Source organism: Paraburkholderia sp. BL18I3N2, from assembly GCF_003001875.1.
Classification (GTDB): domain Bacteria; phylum Pseudomonadota; class Gammaproteobacteria; order Burkholderiales; family Burkholderiaceae; genus Paraburkholderia; species Paraburkholderia phytofirmans.
This window is the reverse complement of record NZ_PVNC01000014.1, coordinates 52043-69504: the sequence shown is the minus strand read 5'-3', so window position 1 is coordinate 69504 and position 17462 is coordinate 52043. Positions and strand designations below refer to the sequence as shown.

The following is a 17462-nucleotide window of genomic DNA, read 5'->3' as shown; positions in this document are numbered from 1 at the left end:
ATTTTGGCGCATGCCAATCCAGTTGGCGGGGACAACCCACCTTCGCGCGACCTGAACCGCCTTGGCTCCAGGCAAACCACCTCGGCGCGACCCAGACCATCATGGCGCATGCCAAACCACATTTGCGCGCCCCGTGCCGATTACAATACGGTCCATGACTCAAACTGTGCTCCTCGCCCTCGATACCTCGACCGAATTCTGCTCGGTAGCGCTTCTGTCGGCCGCCGGCCATGCGGCCGGCGCGACACCTGAAGAGGTACGCGCCGAACCGCGTCTGTGGGTGCGCCACGAGCCAACCGGCGCGGTTTCCAGCACGCGCCTGCTCCCCGCCATCCGCGAACTTTTCGACGAAGCCGGCCTGTCACTGGCGGACTGCGACGCCGTCGCCTTCGGTTCGGGCCCGGGCTCGTTCACCGGGTTGCGCACCGCGACCGGTGTCGCCCAAGGCCTCGCGTTCGGCCTCAATCTGCCGGTCGTGCCGATCAGCACGCTGCTTGCCTGTGCCGAGAGCGCCCGTCTGCGCGATCCGTCGGCGACGCGCGTGCTCGCCGCGCTCGACGCCCGCATGGACGAAATCTATTGGGCCGACTACGCCTGGGACGACGCCCGAGGTGAATGGCGCACGCTGCAAGCGGCTTCGCTCGATGCGCCGGACCGGCTCGTTTTGCCCGACGTCCCTTTCACGCTGGCAGGCAATGCCGCCGCGGCCTTCGGCGCGCGGCTACCCGCGGTCGCCGCGGCGCGTAGCGTCGACAGCGAAGCGGTGCCGCACGCCGTGCCGCTCGCCCACGCCGCGCTGCGCGCGTTGCGCGCGGGCCGCACGGTGCCCGCCGATCAGGCCGCGCCGGAATATGTGCGCGACAAGGTCGCCCAGACCACTTCCGAGCGGGTCGCCGAAAAAGCCGCCAGGGCCGAGCAGGCCGCCCGACTCGCGCATGACGCAGCGCAAGGCGAGGGCCGGCAATGAGTGGCGTGTTGCTCGCGGACCGCTACATGTCGCCGATGACTGAAGGCGATCTGGACGAAGTCGCCGCCATCGAAAAAATCGCTTATGAGTTTCCGTGGAGCCGGGGCAATTTCGGCGACTCGCTGCGCAACGGTTACTTCGGCGTCTGTCTGCGCCATGTCACGGGCACGCTGATCGGCTATTGCGTGCTGATGCCGGTCGTCGACGAAATGCATCTGCTCAATCTGTGCGTGACGCCCGCGGCGCAAGGCGCCGGCGCCGGGCTTGCGCTGCTGCGTGAAGCCGTGCGCATTACCCGCGCTGAAAAACTCGAGGGGCTGTTGCTGGAAGTGCGGCCGTCGAATCATCGGGCGATCCGGCTTTATGAGCGCTTCGGCTTTGCTTCGATCGGCCGGCGCAAAAACTATTATCCGGCGCGGCATCGCAGCCGGGAGGACGCCATCGTGATGCGTTTCTCGTTTGCCACGGAGGGCGCAGATGGCGCTGCATGAATCGGTTCTGGAAGAGTTCGGACTCACACCGCTGTGGGTGCGTCGCGGGGTGGCAGCGGCGCCGGAGCCGGTTGCTGAACAACCGCAAGCGCAAGCCGCAGCCGTGGTCGGGCAGGGTGCGGGCGTGCAGGCCGCGCCGGGTGCGCATCGTGATGAGGCGCGTGGCGTGGCATCAGGGATGCCGCCCGCTGCTCGCGCTCAGGAAAACTCGCAGCCCGTCATGCGGGCGGCCGGCGTTCCACAAGCCAACGCCGCGCCGGCGCAGGGCGAACGCGGCACGTCTGGACGTCAGGATCAGGCATTGTCCGCAGCCGGCGCACGCGATCGGTTCGCTGATCGCCAGTTGGCGGCAGAGACGCGCTCAGACAAGTCGCCGCGTTCCGGGCCGAACGGCGAACAGGCTGAACGTCAAAGGCAGCCCTCACAAGGCCCCACGCAACCAGCGACGCAACCACCGACGCAAGGCCGGATGCAAGCCCCCGTCGAGGCAAGCCACCCGCAGACACCGCAGTCAACGCGACCCCAACAACCCCGCAGCCCCGAGCCGCCGACATTCGACGTGCCACCCGGCGACGATTTCGCATGGTTCGACGATCTGCCGACCCAAGCCCCCGCGGACGCACGCCACGAAGCCCCCGCGGCGCCGGCAATCCGTACGCTCGACTGGGACGCACTGAGCGAGCGCGTCGCCGCCTGCCAGCTTTGCCGTCTGTGCGAAAAGCGCACGAACACGGTATTCGGCGTCGGCGATCGCGGCGCCGACTGGATGCTGATCGGCGAAGCGCCGGGCGAGAACGAGGATCGTCTCGGCGAGCCGTTCGTCGGCCAGGCCGGCAAGCTGCTCGACAACATGCTGCGTTCGCTGACGCTCGCGCGCGACACCAACGTCTATATCGCCAACGTGATCAAGTGCCGGCCGCCCGGCAACCGCAATCCCGAACCGGACGAAGTCGCGCGTTGCGAGCCGTATCTGCAACGTCAGGTCGCGCTGGTCAAGCCGAAGCTGATCGTCGCGCTCGGCCGCTTCGCGGCGCAGAGTTTGCTGAAGACCGAGGCGAGCATTTCGTCGCTGCGCGGCCGCGTCCACGAATACGAGGGCGTGCCCGTGATCGTCACCTATCACCCGGCGTATCTGTTGCGCAGCTTGCCCGACAAGGCGAAGGCCTGGGCCGACCTGTGCCTCGCGCGCGACACGTGGCGGGCGGCGGGCGGTGCGCCGTCGACCGCGCCGAAGTGACGGCGGGGGAGGGTCCGGCGGCCGGATCCGCCGCGGCGCCCGGCATCGATGCCGCGAGCCGCGCTGCGCTGCTCGATACCTTGCACGACGCTGCCGTGCGCGATCTCGCGTGGCTGCTGCTGAGCGCCGATCTGTTGCGCCCGCAACCACCGGTCGGCGCGCTGGCGCATCCCTTCGACACGCTACAGGAAGCGCAGGCGACCCTTGACTGGCTGCGCGCGCTGGACGCCGCGCCCGAACCCCTGCATCACGAACTCGCGGCGACGCGCATCACGCGCCTCGGCCGCTATGCCGAACGGCTGCTCGGCTGGTTTCTACAACATGGTCCGGCGGCGCGGTTGGTGGCGGCAGGCGTGCCGTTACGGCGTGCGGGCGTCACGCTCGGCGAGTGCGATTTTCTGGTGCGGACGCGGCAGGGCGCGCGGCTGCATTGGGAACTGGCCGTGAAGTGCTATCTGCATGCCGGCGAAGGACACGCGCAGTTGCCCGCTCGATTATCCGACTACGTCGGCCCAAATCTGAAAGACCGTTTCGACCTCAAGCTCGCGCATGTGCTGAATCATCAGTTGCCGTTGAGCGCGCGCGAGGAGTTTGCTTCGGTCGGCTACGCGGGTCCGTGGACGCCGCAGATGTTCATCAAAGGCTGGCTGTTTTACCGGCACGGCGAAACGCTGCTCGATCCGGTCGAGCTCGATCCGGCACATGGTCGCGGCTGGTGGGTGACGCGCAGTGATTGGCCGTCGTTCGCGGCGGCGCATGCGGAGAAATGGCGGACGTTGCCGCGACTGGAGTGGCTAGCGCCACGACGCCATACGTCTCTCGAAGTGCAGACGGCGGGACTCGCGTTCGTCGATGCAGAAACGCTCGCCGGGCAAACATCGCATCAGCACGGACCGTCGATGGTCGCCGCGTTCACCGAGGACCGCGTGGGTAATCTGGTAGAACGTTCGCGCGGCTTTATCGTGCCGGACGAGTGGCCGGAGTTGGCGCAAAGCTACGCGCGGCAATAGCGGAGGGTGAGCGGGAAAGAAGCAGGACAGGGCCAGAGGCGATGAAAAGGCCAAGGCCCAGGCCAACGCGCAGGCTCGACGAACGCGGCCTGTCGGCTGCGACGCACGAGACTCGTCTCCAACATCGATAAAAGTGCGCACTAGGGCCGGGCAACGCCGCGGGTCCGTTACAACGCACAAGCGCCGCGCAACCATCGGCCAAGCCCTTTGGACCTGGCGAACGCAGCCAGACCAACACGACGCCCAGCCGCGCTCACCACCACCGATAAAAATGATGCACCGGCCCGACGCCGCTGCCGACGTCTAGCCGATCGCTCGCCTGCAGCGCGCCGGTCAAATACAGCTTCGCATCGGCGACCGCGCTCGCCAATTCCCCACGCTGCGGAATCAGCGCCGCAATCGCCGACGACAGCGTGCAGCCCGTCCCATGCGTATTCTTCACCGGCACCCGCGGGCCGCCTAAGCGAAGCGTGCCGCTGTCCTGCACCAGCCAGTCCGGACTATCCGTCGCGCTCAAATGGCCGCCCTTCATCAGCACCGCGCGTGCGCCGAGCGCGCGCAGCGCTTCGCCTTGCTCGACCATGCCGGCTTCATCGGTCGCGGCTTGCACGCCGAGCAGCGCGGCCGCTTCCGGCAGATTGGGCGTCAGCAGATCGGCGAGGGGCAGCAATTCGTCGCGCACCGCCGCGACCGCGTCCGGCAGCAGCAGTGCGTGGTTGCTCTTCGAAATCATCACTGTGTCGAGCACGATGTGCTTCGGCTTGTGCCGGCGCAGCGCGTCAGCGACCGCGCGCGCGATCGGCGCGTTCGCCAGCATGCCGATCTTCACGGCGTCGATGCGGATGTCGTCGAACACCGCGTCGAGTTGCGCGGTAATGAAGCCGGGGTCCGGCGCGTGAATCGCGGTGACGCCGCGCGTGTTCTGCGCGGTGAGCGCGGTGATCACGCTCGCGCCGTACGCGCCGAGCGCCGAGAAAGCCTTGAGGTCGGCCTGAATGCCGGCGCCGCCGCCGGAATCGGAACCGGCGATCGTCAGCGCATTGGGAATTGGTTGAGTCATGGCAAAGCGAGGAAGGAGGAAGGCGCGGGCCGCGACATGAGCGGACGGCCCGCCGCGGATCAGTGCTTGACTTCGCCGATCAGCGCGACCGAATCGAACGCCCGCTGGTTGGCCTGGTGGCGCCGCATCACAAACCACATCATCACGCAGACGAACGTGCCGAACAGCACGATCACCGCCGTGACCGGCACATCGAGCCACACCAGCACGGCATAGAGGCACAGCATGACGAGCACGGAGAGGTTCTCGTTGAAGTTCTGCACGGCGATAGAGTGACCGGCGGACAGCAGCACGTGCCCGCGATGCTGCAGCAGCGCGTTCATCGGCACGACGAAAAAGCCCGACAGGCCGCCGACGATCATCAGGAAAATGTACGCGACGATCAGATAGCCCGGCACATGCACGCGGCCGAAATAGAGACCCCAATGGGCAGGGAAGAGATCGCGCGTGTAGAACGCCATCAGCATCACGGCAATGCCCATCATGATGCCAACCGGCAACACCGACAGCGACTTCTTCAGCGGCACGCGCGAGGCCGCGAAGATCGCGCCGGCTGCCACGCCCACGGCCACCACAGCCTGCAGAATGGCCGCTTCGGAGAGCGACATGTTCAGCGACACCTCGGCCCACTTCAGCACGATGAATTGCAGCGTCGCGCCCGCGCCCCAGAACAGCGTGGTGACGGCAAGCGAAATCTGGCCGAGCTTGTCGCGCCACAGCACGAGGAAACAGTCGGCGAAATCGGTGACGAGCTTGATCGGGCCGCGTTCCTGTTTCGGATAGCGCGCGCCGGTGTCGGGAATGCGCAGATTGAACAGCGCGGCGATCACGTAGATGGCCATGATGACCAGCATCGCGGCTTCGGCGGGCGTGTTGACCGAGGGAATGTGGTGCCGCAGGATCGGCGCGGCAATGTGCGGGCTGATGAGCGCCCCGCCGAGCACAGTGCCGAGAATGATCGAGCCGACGGTCGTGCCTTCGATCCAGCCGTTCGCGGCGACCAGCCGGTCAGGCGGCAGCAGCTCGGTGAGAATGCCGTATTTGGCGGGCGAGTAGGCCGCCGCGCCGAAGCCGACAATCCCATACGCGAGCAGCGGATGCGCGCCCACCAGCATCGTGATGCAACCGACCACCTTGATGGTGTTGGTGATGAACATCACGCGTCCTTTCGGACGGGAGTCGGCGAAGGCGCCCACGAAGGCGGCGAGAACGACGTACGACAGCACAAAGAACAGCTTGAGCAGCGGCGTCATCCAGTTCGGGGCGTGAAGATCTTTCAGCAGTGCGATAGCAGCGATCAGAAGCGCATTGTCGGCCAGCGACGAAAAAAACTGCGCGGCCATGATGGTGTAAAAACCTTTTTTCATCTGATGCGATGCTGTCCTCGCTGCGGTCTGTCCGCCCCGGCCGCTGGTTGAGCGTCCGGGCTTATGCCGTTCGTCGAAATGGGTTGTGCGCACGGCTTTATATCATGAAAATAGATGGATTCGGACTAGCAGAATCCTTGATCGCACCGCCCAGCGGGCTACAGAGCGCTGAAAACGCCCTGTAAGCCGCTGATTCGCAAGCGTCTTTACGAAAATATCCCATGCCGCGCCCGCTCTCAGCCACGATTCATACCTCCGCTCTCGCCAATAATCTCGCCGTTGCCCGGCGCTACGCGCCGAAATCGAAAATCTGGGCCGTCGTCAAGGCCAACGCCTACGGGCACGGGCTTGCGCGCGTTTTTCCGGGCCTGCGCGCAACCGACGGCTTTGGGTTGCTGGACCTCGAAGAAGCCGTGAAGTTGCGTGAATTGGGCTGGGCCGGCCCGATTCTTTTGCTCGAAGGCTTCTTTCGTCCGACCGATATCGACGTGATCGACCGCTACAGCCTGACCACCGCGCTGCATTCGGACGAACAATTGCGCATGCTGGAAATGGCGCGTCTGTCCAAACCGGTCAATATCCAGTTGAAGATGAACACCGGCATGAATCGCCTCGGTTACACGCCGGAGAAGTTCCGCGCCGCGTGGGAACGGGCGCGCGCTGCCCAAGGCGTCGGCCAGATCACGTTGATGACCCATTTCTCGGACGCCGACGGCGATCGCGGCGTGGACTACCAAATGCAGGCGTTCGAGCGCGGCGCGCAAGGCATTGCCGGCGCGCGCAGCCTCGCCAACTCGGCGGCCACGTTGTGGCATCCGGCCACGCACTTCGACTGGGTGCGCCCGGGCATCATCATGTACGGCGCGTCGCCGTCCGGCGTCACGGCGGCGATCGAAGGCACCGGCCTGCAGCCCGCCATGACGCTCGCCTCGGAACTGATCGCCGTGCAGACGCTCGCCGAAGGCCATACGGTCGGCTACGGGTCGTCGTTCAAGGCGCGCGGCTCGATGCGCATCGGCGTGGTGGCGTGCGGCTATGCGGACGGCTATCCGCGCGTCGCGCCGGAAGGCACGCCGGTGATCGTCGATGGGGTGCGCACGCGGGTCGTCGGGCGCGTCTCGATGGACATGCTCACCGTCGACCTGACGCCGGTGCCGACCGCCAACGTCGGCTCGCGCGTCGAACTGTGGGGCACCTCGCTGCCGATCGACGACGTCGCGCAGGCGTGCGGCACCATCGGCTATGAGCTGATGTGCGCCGTGGCGCCGCGCGTGCCGGTGCGGGCGGAGTAGAGGTACGCAACTCGGGCGCGCAACCTGGGCGCGTCTGGCCCCGCAGCAAGCGTTTCAATCCAAAGAACAGCAATACAGGCAATAACGCGTGGCAAAACCCAAAACGTTGTACATCTGCAGTGAATGCGGCGGGCAATCGCCAAAATGGGCCGGCCAGTGCCCCTCGTGCAATGCGTGGAACACGCTGGTCGAGTCGGTGGCGGAAGCGCCGTCCACGCACCGCTTCCAGTCGCTCGCGAAGAGCGCGCCGGTGCGCCGTCTCGCCGATATCGACGCATCCGATGTGCCGCGCTTTTCCACCGGCGTCAGCGAGTTCGACCGCGTGCTCGGCGGCGGTCTGGTGCCGGGCGGCGTGGTGCTGATCGGCGGCGATCCGGGCATCGGCAAATCGACGCTGTTGCTGCAATCGCTCGCGGAGATCGCCGCCGACAAACGCGCGCTTTATATCAGCGGCGAAGAGTCGGCTGCGCAAATTGCGTTGCGCGCGCAACGGCTTTCGTTGCTGGAGCCGGGCTCGAAGGCCAGCGAGCTGCAATTGCTGGCGGAAATCCAGCTCGAAAAAATCCAGGCGACGATCTCCGAGCAGCGGCCCGATGTCGCGGTGATCGACTCGATCCAGACGGTCTATTCCGACGCGCTGACTTCCGCGCCGGGCTCGGTCGCCCAGGTGCGCGAGTGCGCGGCGCAACTCACGCGCATTGCCAAGCAGTCGGGCACCACCATCATCATGGTCGGCCACGTGACCAAGGAAGGCGCGCTGGCCGGGCCGCGCGTGCTCGAACACATCGTCGACACGGTGTTGTACTTCGAGGGCGACACGCATTCCTCGTATCGTCTGGTGCGCGCGATCAAGAACCGTTTCGGCGCGGTCAACGAACTCGGCGTGTTCGCCATGACCGAGCGCGGCTTGCGCGGCGTGGCCAATCCGTCGGCGCTGTTTCTGTCGCAGCACGAGCAGTCGGTGCCGGGTTCCTGCGTGCTGGTGACGCAGGAGGGCACGCGGCCGCTGCTGGTCGAAGTGCAGGCCCTCGTGGACTCGGCCAACGCGCCCAATCCGCGCCGTCTTGCGGTCGGCCTGGAGCAGAACCGGCTCGCGATGCTGCTGGCGGTGCTGCACCGGCATGCGGGCATCGCGTGTTTCGATCAGGACGTGTTCCTGAACGCCGTGGGCGGCGTGAAGATCACCGAGCCCGCCGCCGACCTGGCCGTGCTGCTCGCGATTCATTCGTCCATGCGCAACAAGCCGCTGCCCAAGGGGCTGGTGGTGTTCGGGGAAGTGGGCCTCGCCGGCGAGATCCGGCCGTCGCCGCGCGGTCAGGAGCGCCTGAAGGAAGCCGCCAAGCTGGGCTTTTCGGTTGCGGTGATTCCCAAGGCCAATGCGCCGAAACAGCCGATCGAAGGCTTACAGGTCGTTGCGGTCGAGCGGATCGAACAGGCCATCGACCGGGTCCGCACGCTTGAATAGACGGGGTTCGGGCGTCCTGGCGGCGCCCGACGTTCCGTAATGGTCGGTAAATATCTCCATATTGGCTGTAACCTACCCGACATTCCTTTTTCCTAAGCTGCAAGGGTATGCATCCCTTCTGATGCCCGAAAAAGGATCGCGCCTTGAAACAGTCATATGAAACCGTAGCCGAACGGCCGATACAGGTGCGCGGTTGCCGCGTCTCCGCGCCTATTCACCAGCCATGGGGCGGCGCTTGCCGGATTGTCGAGTGGATCGACACGGCAGGGCAGATTTCCCGGCGGGTGGTGGCCGAAGACGCCACGGCCGCCGAAGTCCGCGCGACGATCAACCGTCATGTGGAAGGCCGCAAGCATGTGCTGTACGACGACGAAAAGACGCCGCGTCAGACGTTGCCGCGGCAGACGGTGGCGCGGCGCTGAGGGCTCTGGAGCGCGGGACTGCGGGTGCGGGGTTGGTGATCGGTTTTGTGCCCCCGTTGCCGGTCATGTCACTTGAGGCCAATGCCGCAAACGGTCCGACGTGGCCAACTCCGCCAATGCGCCTAGTGAGGCTAGTGAGGCCGATTGGGCTAACGGGAGCAAATGCGCTTCATATCAAGCGCCGTTTGCCGATCAGCCCGGGCTGGCCCGCGGAACTGATTCACCCGCGCGCTAGCTGCTCAACCGGTCTTCCTCGTCTGCCCCGTCTGCGCTCGCCGTCTCGTAAGGCTGTGGATTGAACAGCGGATGACGCGCGGCTTCCGCGGCCGTCAGCACCGGCGAGACGCAGCAGTCGAGCGGCTCCAGCAGCAAAACCCATTCTTCCAGCGGACGCTTGCCGATCACATCGGCGAGTTCTTGCGTGAGCGCGGCGGCGTCCGGGCCGCCGATCGCCTGGCCGAGACTCCAATGGCGTGTGGCCCACTCGGGCCGGTCGAGCGCCATGCAGAGCGTCTCCCAGAACTTCAGTTCGAGTGCGCCGACCGCGAGCCAGCGGTTATCGAGCGTGCGGTACAGGTTGTAGCAGGGCACGCCGCCATTCAGCAGACCGCCGCCGACGCCAGGCGTGGCGCCATCGTTGGCGAGCGAGACCTGAGCCACCACGTTGTGCGCGTAGGTCACATGCGTCATGGAGACATCGACGAAGCGGCCCTCGCCGCCGCGCGAAACATGCCACAGCGCCGCGAGAATCTGCGTGACCGCGCTCAGTGCGCCGCCGAGCAGGTCGGCAATCTGGAAATTCGGCAGGATCGGCGCGCCGTCACGGCCCGCCAGTTGATCGAGCACGCCCGCGTAGCCGATGTAGTTCAGATCGTGTCCCGCATGGTCGACGAACGGACCGCTCGCGCCGTATCCGCTGATTGCGCAGTAAACCAGCCGCGGATTGAGCGCGTGCAGCGTTTCGTAGCCGAGGCCCAGCCGCTCCATCACGCCGGGCCGGAAACTCTCGATCAGCACGTCCGCTTCGGCGGCGAGCGCGCACAGCACGTTGCGTCCCGCTTCGGACTTGAGGTCGAGGCGGGTTTCGCGCTTGCCGCGATTCACCAGCCGGTAAAACGCGCCGGGCCGCCCGGCCACGCGATCGCTCGACGATTGCATCATCGTGCGGGTGGGGTCGCCCGCGCCGGGGGCTTCGATCTTCAGCACGTCGGCGCCGAGTTCGGCGAGCCGCAGGGCGGCGACCGGGCCCGGCAGCAGGCGCGTGAGGTCGAGCACGCGCAAACCCTGTAGCGCGGGCGGCGCGGGGGCGGCCGGCGAAGCGGCCGAACTCGCTGCACGTGAAGTAGCCGAGGACTTGGCCCGTGAAGTAGTCGAAGGTTCTGCCCGTGAAGTACTCGAAGATGTGGCCGAAGGGGTACCGGAAGATGCGGCCGAAGCAGCAGCCGGAGACGCAGCCGATGAGTTAGCAGACGACTTGGCCGAAGCCGTCGCCGATGACCCAGCCGACGCCCCAGGCGTTGAGACGGATGATGTCGCGGATGACAAAGCCAAGCTCCCGTCGATGCCGGCGCGGACCTGCAACAGCGTGCCGCTAGCCGATTTGTTCGAGTTCCTCGTGAGTCTCGAGCCATTCGGCTTCGAGCGCTTCGAGGCGCGCGTTCACATCTGCCTGACGGCGGATCGCCTCCGTCAGCTTGCTTTTCTGCTCGGGCTCATAACTCGCCGGATCGACGACGAACGCATCCAGCGTCGCCTTCTCCGCGTTGAGCGCGTCCATTTCATTTTCGATCTTCGTGATCCGGCTTTGCAGCGGTTTTTTCAGATGCGCAAGCTTCTGACGCGTTTCCGCCTCGAGGCGCCGCTGTTCCTTGCGGTTCACGCCGTTGTCCGCGCTATCACCGCCATTCGCGCCGCTCGACGCCGCGCTCGCCTTGAGCGCCGCGCGCTGCTCAGCCGCATGCTGGAGCAGCCAGTCGCGATAGTCGTCGAGGTCGCCATCGAATTCCTGCAGTCGATGTTTCGCGACCAGCATGAATTGATCCGTGGTGGCGCGTAGCAGATGCCGGTCGTGCGACACCAGAATCAGCGTGCCCTCGAACTGCGCGAGCGCCATGGTCAGCGCGTGACGCGTTTCGAGGTCCAGGTGGTTGGTCGGTTCGTCGAGCAGCAGCAGGTTCGGCTTTTGCCAGATGATCAGCGCGAGCGCGAGGCGGGCCTTCTCGCCGCCGGAGAAGGGCGCGATCTTCGAGGTCGCCATCTCGCCGGAAAAATTGAAGCTGCCGAGGAAGTCGCGCAATTCCTGCTCGCGCGTGTCCGGTGCGAGACGCGCGAGGTGCTGCAACGGGGTGTCGTCCGGACGCAGTGTTTCGAGCTGATGCTGCGCGAAGTAGCCGATGCGCAGCCCCTTGCCTTCGCGCACATGGCCGCCGAGCGCCTCGAGCGTGCCGGCAAGCGTCTTGATCAGCGTGGACTTACCTTGGCCGTTCGCGCCGAGCAGCCCGATGCGCTGACCGTTCTGGATCGACAGCACGACGTGATCGATGATCGGAATCTCGACAGCAGGTTCGCCCTCGCTGCGGTAACCGCAGCGCACGTCTTCCATCACCATCATCGGGTTCGGCGCGGAATCGGGCGTGCGGAATTCGAACGTGAATGGCGAGGACGCGTGCGCCGGCGCGATCAGCTCCATCTTTTCCAACGCCTTGACGCGGCTCTGCGCCTGGCGCGCCTTGGTGGCCTGCGCCTTGAAGCGGTTGATGTAACTCTGCAAATGCTCGACCGTGCGCTGCTGTTTCTCGTACGCGCTTTGCTGCAGAGCGATCTGCTGCGCGCGCAGCACTTCGAATTGCGAGTAGTTGCCGCCGTAGCGCTTGATCTGCTGCTGCTCCAGATGCAGCGTGACATTGCAGACCGAATCGAGAAATTCGCGGTCGTGCGAGATCACGATCAGCGTGCCTGGATAACGGGCCAGCCAATCTTCCAGCCAGACGATCGCGTCGAGATCCAGGTGGTTGGTCGGTTCGTCGAGCAGCAGCAGATCGGAGCGGCACATCAGCGCCTGCGCCAGATTCAACCGCATGCGCCAGCCGCCCGAGAAACTGCTGACCGGCTCGCGGGTCTGGTCGAGCGTGAAGCCGAGGCCGAGCAGCAGGGCTTCGGCGCGCGCGGGCGCGGTGTAGCCGTCGGCGTCGGCGAACGCGGCGTGCGCTTCGCCCTCGGCCGCGCCATCGTGCGCGGCGGAGGCGGCGGCGATCGCCGCCTCGATCGCGCGCAAGGCGGCGTCGCCGTCCAGCGTGTAGGCGAGGGCGGTCTTGTCCGCGGCGGGTGTTTCCTGCGCGACGTGGGCGATCTGCCAGTTCGGCGGGATCGAAAAATCCCCGCCGTCCGCATGCAATTCGCCGAGCAGCACGGCGAACAGCGTCGACTTGCCCGCGCCGTTCGCCCCCACCAGGCCGGCCTTCTCGCCGGGGTTGAGGGTGAACGTGGTGTTGTCGAAGAGCGGCTTGGTGCCGCGCGCGAGACTGAACTGGTTAAAGCGGATCACGGAGAGGCCGGCCGAAGAAAACCGCTATTTTAGACTGCCGGGACTGACACCGGGCGCTCAACGGGCATCGGCCATTCGGCCGACTGTAACGCCGAGGCTTTTGGCATAGACTGACGGCTTTCACGGGGGAGCAAATGACATCGATTTATTCGTTTTCGGCACACACGTTGGGCGGCGAGGAAGTCAGCCTTGGGCAGTATGAAGGCAAGGTTCTGCTGATCGTCAACACGGCGAGCGAATGCGGGTTCACACCGCAGTACGCGGGCTTGCAGAAGCTGTACGACACCTACGCCGCACGCGGGCTCACGGTGCTCGGGTTTCCCTGCAACCAGTTCGGCAAGCAGGAGCCGGGCGACGCCGCGCAGATCGGCAGCTTCTGCGAAAAGAACTACGGCGTGACGTTCCCGATGTTCGACAAGGTGGACGTCAACGGTGCGAACGCGCATCCGCTGTTCCGCTATCTGACGGGCGAGGCGCCCGGTCTGCTCGGGCTGGAAGCGATCAAGTGGAACTTCACCAAGTTCCTGATCGGCCGCGACGGCAACGTGGTGAAGCGCTATGCGCCGCTGACGAAGCCCGAGGCGATCACCGAGGACATCGAAAAACTGCTGTAAAGCGGCGCCTGCTAGAGGATCGGCGAGAAGAGACGCGCCACATGCATGAGCACGCGTTTCAAGGCGGTTGCCTTGCGGTATTCATTGCGGTCGATTTCGCGCGATTCGGCGAAGTCGGCCAGCAGCATCGTTTCGACCTCTTTGGCGAAGCCGCGGTCCACGGTCAGCACCATGATCTCGAAGTTCAGCCGGAACGAGCGGTTGTCGAGATTCGCGCTGCCGATCGCCGCGGCCGCGCTGTCGATCAGCACGACCTTCTGATGCAGAAAGCCCGGCTGGTAGCGGAAGATCCGGATTCCCGCGCGTAGCGAGTCGTACGCATACAGTTTCGAGGCGGCGAACACCACGTGGTGATCGCGCCGGCTCGGAATCAGAATGCGCACGTCCACGCCGCGCAACGCCGCGAGCCGCAAGGCCGAGAACACCGCCTCGTCGGGGATCAGGTAGGGCGAGGTGATCCAGACGCGTTCGCGCGCCGCGTTGATCGCTTCGACGAAAAAGAGCGAGCAGGTCTCCTGCTTGTCGGCCGGACCGCTCGGCACGACGAGACAGTGCATGTTGCGTCCCGCTGCGGACTCGGCGGCCGGAGCGGGCGGCACGTCGAACTCGGGCAACTGCTGCGTGGCCCAGTGCCAGTCTTCCGTGAACACGAACTGGATGCTGGCGACCGCCGGCCCACGCACCTCGATATGGGTATCGCGCCACGGCGAGAGCGGCGGCTTGCCGCCGAGATATTCCACGCCCACGTTGTGCCCGCCAACAAACGCGCGTTCGCCATCCACCGAGACGATCTTGCGGTGATTGCGGAAGTTCAGTTGCAGACGGTTGACGAAGCGGCGATTGGTGGCGAATGGATGCGTCTCCACGCCGCCCGCGCGCAGGGCGGCGACGTAGCGGTGCGGCAGATCGAAGCTGCCGATGCTGTCGTACAGGAAGTACACGCGCACGCCTTGTTGCGCTTTCGCGATCAGCGCGTCTTTGAGCATCTCGCCGAGCGCATCGTCGCGCACGATGAAGAACTGCACGATGACGTAGCGGCGCGCGTTCTCGATGGCGTCGAAGATAGCCTCGAAGGTCGCCGCGCCGTTCACCAGCGTGCGCACCGAGTTGCCGGGCAGAAACGGCATGCCGCCAAGGTGCGTGAGCGAATGCACGAGCCGGCCGCCGAGTTCCAGCGTCGGCAGTCCCGCCGACGACGCGCGCGTGTCCCATTCCGGCGGATGCGCGCGCGTGCGCAGCAGTTCGTTTTCGACGCGGCGCGCGTCCGCGTAGCCGGCAAACTTGCTGCGGCCGAGGAAAAGATAAGGCACCAGCGTCAGATAAGGCATCGCGACCAGCGACACGGCCCACGCAATCGCGCCTTGCGAAGTGCGCGTGTTGAGAATCGCGTGACATGCCGCAACCACGCCGAGAATATGGCAGAGGGCGACCAGCGTGCCGATGTGAAGCAGGTCGAATTGCATAGGCAGGCGTTGGGTTGGCGAAGCGCTGCTTGGGCCGGCTCGATGAGTGCCGGGCAGCTGACCGCGCTCATCTTACCGAACGCGCGTGCGTTGGGGGTGGGGAATGGTCGAGCTGCGGTCAAGCCTGGAGGGCGAGAACCTGAATGCGGCGTGGTCGACGTGGCAGAACATCTTTGCGTTTGCCTTGTCGAAAGGCCGCGAGTTGGCGTTGGCTAGTCGGGTCAGCTGTGCGCTCGAATGTAGCGCTCGTGAAAGCGGCTTTGCTCGGAAGCGCGAGACGCCTTGATTGGGCGCGATTGCGAATGACCGGGAAAGCAGCTTCGCTCCGACGCGGTGCGCGGGATATAACAGCCCGCTGCGCGCACCGCGTCCGGAAGAAGCGACAAGACCTCAAACCGGCAAATCAGCCGCCTGGATCAGGAACACGTTGTCGTCGCCGGCACTGGTCGAAAGCCAGACGAGATCGAGCCCGCCGAATGCCGCTTCCACGTGTTGCCGCTCGTTGCCGATTTCGACGACCAGCACGCCTTCGTCGGTCAGCCAGTTGCGCGCGTCGGCGATGATCCGGCGCACGATGTCCATGCCGTCGACGCCGCCCGCCAGCGCCATGTCCGGCTCGTGCTTGTATTCGGCCGGCAGATCCTGCATCGACGCCGCGTTCACGTACGGCGGGTTGCTGATGATCACGTCGTAGCGGCGCTCGGCGAGCGGCGCGTACAGATCGCCTTCGAACAGGGCGACGCGGTCATCGAGCTTGTAGTCCGCGACATTGCGCGCGGCGACTTCCAGCGCGGGCGCTGACAGATCCACGGCGTCGATATCCGCATTCGGGAACGCGTGCGCGGCGAGAATCGCGAGGCAGCCGGAACCCGTGCACAACTCCAGCACGGCGCTCACCTGCTCGGGATCTTCCACATAGGGCTGCAAACCGTCCTGCAGCAATTCGCCGATGAACGAACGCGGCACGATCACGCGCTCGTCCACGTGGAAACGGAAGCCGTGCATCCAGGCTTCCTGCGTGATGTAGGCAGCCGGCACGCGTTCGGTGGCGCGGCGCTCGATCACGTTCAGCACGGCGTCGATTTCAGCCGCGGTCAAGCGCGCGTCGAGAAACGGGTCCAGCAGATCGAGCGGCAGATGCAGCGTGTGCAGGACCAGATAGACGGCTTCGTCGTAGGCATTGGCCGAGCCGTGGCCGAACGACAGTTCGGCCTGGTTGAAGCGCGAGACCGCGAAACGCAGCAGGTCGCGAACGGTGGAAAACGGGAGCGTCATCGCAATAGTCCTTGGTTCAGGCGATCAGTTGTTCGAGCACGCGGCGATACACGTTCTTCAGCGGCTCGATGTGTGCGACTTCGATATGTTCGTCGATCTTGTGGATGCTGGCGTTCAGCGGGCCGAACTCGATCACCTGCTTGCAGATGCGCGCGATGAAGCGGCCGTCCGAGGTGCCGCCGGTGGTCGACAGTTCCGTGGCGACGCCGGTTTCGTCCTTGATCGCCTTGGCGAGCGCGTTGGACAGATCGCCGCGCGGCGTGAGGAACGGCAGGCCGCTCACGGTCCATTGCAGATCGTAGTCGAGATCGTGCTTGTCGAGGATTGCATGCACGCGGGCTTGCAGACCTTCCACCGTGCTCGCCGTCGAGAAGCGGAAGTTGAACATCACGTCCGCATGGCCCGGAATCACGTTGGTCGCGCCGGTCCCGCTGTGAATGTTCGACACCTGCCACGTGGTGGGCGGGAAATATTCGTTGCCGTCGTCCCAGCGTTCGGCCACCAGTTCGGCCAGCGCGGGCGCGAGCAGATGCACCGGATTCTTCGCCAGATGCGGATAGGCGATATGGCCTTGCACGCCCTTGACGATCAGCTTGCCCGACATCGAGCCGCGCCGGCCGTTCTTCACCATGTCGCCGAACTGCGCGCTCGAAGTCGGCTCGCCGACGATGCAGTAGTCCATGCGTTCGCCGCGCGCCTGCAAGGCTTCGACGACCTTCACGGTGCCGTCGGTGGCGGGGCCTTCTTCGTCGCTCGTGATCAGGAAGGCGATCGTGCCGCGGTGCGCCGGGTGCGCTGCGACGAATTCCTCGCTCGCCACCACGAAGCCCGCGATCGACGCTTTCATGTCCGCCGCGCCGCGGCCGTACAGCTTGCCGTCGCGATGGGTCGGCTCGAACGGCGCCGAGCGCCATTGTTCGAGCGGGCCGGTCGGCACCACGTCGGTATGGCCGGCGAACGCGAGCAGCTTGCCCGCGGTGCCGTCGACGCCGCGTTTGACGGCCCACAGGTTGGTCACGCCGTTCGATTCGATGGTCTCGTGCTCGAAGCCGAGCGCGGACAGGCGCTCGATCAGGAGGCGCTGGCAATGCTGGTCGTCGGGCGTAACGGACGCGCGCGCGATCAGTTGTTCGGTAAGGGCGAGGGTGCCGGACATGGATTCGATGCAGCCACTTTGAAATGAAAAAATGCCGGCTGGCGGTTGAACACCGCAGCCGGCAACAGCTTTTTGAGTCACGCGGCCGGGCCGCGTTCT

At 65.6% G+C, this 17462-nt stretch carries 15 protein-coding genes; 8 read left to right on the top strand and 7 right to left on the bottom strand.

What is annotated here, in order from left to right; all coding sequences use genetic code 11:
- The first annotated feature begins 154 nt into the window (after positions 1–154).
- Genes tsaB through B0G75_RS28415 form a run of 4 tightly spaced genes read left to right on the top strand, consistent with a single transcriptional unit; the run spans position 155 to position 3705 of the window.
- Positions 155–967, top strand: a complete 813-nt coding sequence (gene tsaB / locus B0G75_RS28430) for a tRNA (adenosine(37)-N6)-threonylcarbamoyltransferase complex dimerization subunit type 1 TsaB (protein ID WP_106313394.1) — start codon at positions 155–157, stop codon at positions 965–967.
- Positions 964–1458, top strand: a complete 495-nt coding sequence (gene rimI, locus B0G75_RS28425) for a ribosomal protein S18-alanine N-acetyltransferase (RefSeq protein ID WP_012433475.1) — start codon at positions 964–966, stop codon at positions 1456–1458. The genes tsaB and rimI overlap by 4 nt, the downstream gene beginning before the upstream one ends.
- The gene (locus B0G75_RS28420) at positions 1445–2695 is read left to right on the top strand and encodes a uracil-DNA glycosylase family protein (RefSeq protein WP_106313393.1); all 1251 of its coding nucleotides are present in this window, start codon (positions 1445–1447) and stop codon (positions 2693–2695) included. Before rimI ends, B0G75_RS28420 begins: the two co-directional genes overlap by 14 nt.
- A complete protein-coding gene (locus B0G75_RS28415; RefSeq protein ID WP_106313477.1) occupies positions 2692–3705 on the top strand; it encodes a DUF1853 family protein in 1014 nt (337 codons plus the stop codon). The genes B0G75_RS28420 and B0G75_RS28415 overlap by 4 nt, the downstream gene beginning before the upstream one ends.
- 253 nt (positions 3706–3958) lie before the next feature.
- Here B0G75_RS28415 and thiD read toward each other — a convergent pair whose 3' ends face one another.
- On the bottom strand, positions 3959–4765 hold the full coding sequence (gene thiD / locus B0G75_RS28410) for a bifunctional hydroxymethylpyrimidine kinase/phosphomethylpyrimidine kinase (RefSeq protein WP_106313392.1): 807 nt from the start codon (positions 4763–4765) through the stop codon (positions 3959–3961).
- 59 nt (positions 4766–4824) lie between these two features.
- Positions 4825–6132 carry a lysophospholipid transporter LplT gene (gene lplT, locus B0G75_RS28405; protein ID WP_106313391.1) on the bottom strand — a complete coding sequence of 436 codons (1308 nt, stop codon included), beginning with the start codon at positions 6130–6132 and terminating at the stop codon, positions 4825–4827.
- A gap of 221 nt (positions 6133–6353) precedes the next feature.
- Between lplT and alr the strand changes: the two genes are divergently transcribed.
- The 3 genes from alr (at position 6354) to B0G75_RS28390 (ending at position 9311) form a co-directional block, all read left to right on the top strand.
- Positions 6354–7424 (top strand): alanine racemase, encoded by a 1071-nt coding sequence (gene alr, locus B0G75_RS28400; RefSeq protein ID WP_106313390.1) that lies wholly within the window; start codon positions 6354–6356, stop codon positions 7422–7424.
- Positions 7425–7512: 88 nt separating this feature from the next.
- Positions 7513–8889, top strand: a complete 1377-nt coding sequence (gene radA, locus B0G75_RS28395) for a DNA repair protein RadA (protein ID WP_106313389.1) — start codon at positions 7513–7515, stop codon at positions 8887–8889.
- A gap of 143 nt (positions 8890–9032) precedes the next feature.
- Complete coding sequence (locus B0G75_RS28390; RefSeq protein ID WP_106313388.1) at positions 9033–9311, top strand: DUF2866 domain-containing protein; 279 nt, start codon at positions 9033–9035, stop codon at positions 9309–9311.
- A gap of 231 nt (positions 9312–9542) precedes the next feature.
- Here the strand turns inward: B0G75_RS28390 and B0G75_RS28385 are convergent, their stop codons facing one another.
- Positions 9543–10592 (bottom strand): CaiB/BaiF CoA-transferase family protein, encoded by a 1050-nt coding sequence (locus B0G75_RS28385; protein ID WP_258194739.1) that lies wholly within the window; start codon positions 10590–10592, stop codon positions 9543–9545.
- Between the two features lie 310 nt (positions 10593–10902).
- Positions 10903–12855 carry an ATP-binding cassette domain-containing protein gene (locus B0G75_RS28380; RefSeq protein ID WP_106313387.1) on the bottom strand — a complete coding sequence of 651 codons (1953 nt, stop codon included), beginning with the start codon at positions 12853–12855 and terminating at the stop codon, positions 10903–10905.
- A gap of 134 nt (positions 12856–12989) precedes the next feature.
- Between B0G75_RS28380 and B0G75_RS28375 the strand changes: the two genes are divergently transcribed.
- Positions 12990–13469: a glutathione peroxidase gene (locus B0G75_RS28375; RefSeq protein ID WP_106313386.1), complete on the top strand. Its 480-nt coding sequence runs from the start codon at positions 12990–12992 to the stop codon at positions 13467–13469.
- 11 nt (positions 13470–13480) lie between these two features.
- On the opposite strand, the gene cls is transcribed toward B0G75_RS28375, so the two are convergent.
- The 3 genes from cls to dapE form a co-directional block, all read right to left on the bottom strand.
- Positions 13481–14932, bottom strand: a complete 1452-nt coding sequence (gene cls / locus B0G75_RS28370) for a cardiolipin synthase (protein ID WP_106313385.1) — start codon at positions 14930–14932, stop codon at positions 13481–13483.
- A gap of 390 nt (positions 14933–15322) precedes the next feature.
- Entirely contained in the window at positions 15323–16207 is an 885-nt protein-coding gene (gene prmB, locus B0G75_RS28360) for a 50S ribosomal protein L3 N(5)-glutamine methyltransferase (protein WP_106313383.1), read from the bottom strand.
- Positions 16208–16223: 16 nt separating this feature from the next.
- Positions 16224–17363: a succinyl-diaminopimelate desuccinylase gene (gene dapE, locus B0G75_RS28355; RefSeq protein WP_106313382.1), complete on the bottom strand. Its 1140-nt coding sequence runs from the start codon at positions 17361–17363 to the stop codon at positions 16224–16226.
- Between the last annotated feature and the right edge of the window lie 99 nt (positions 17364–17462).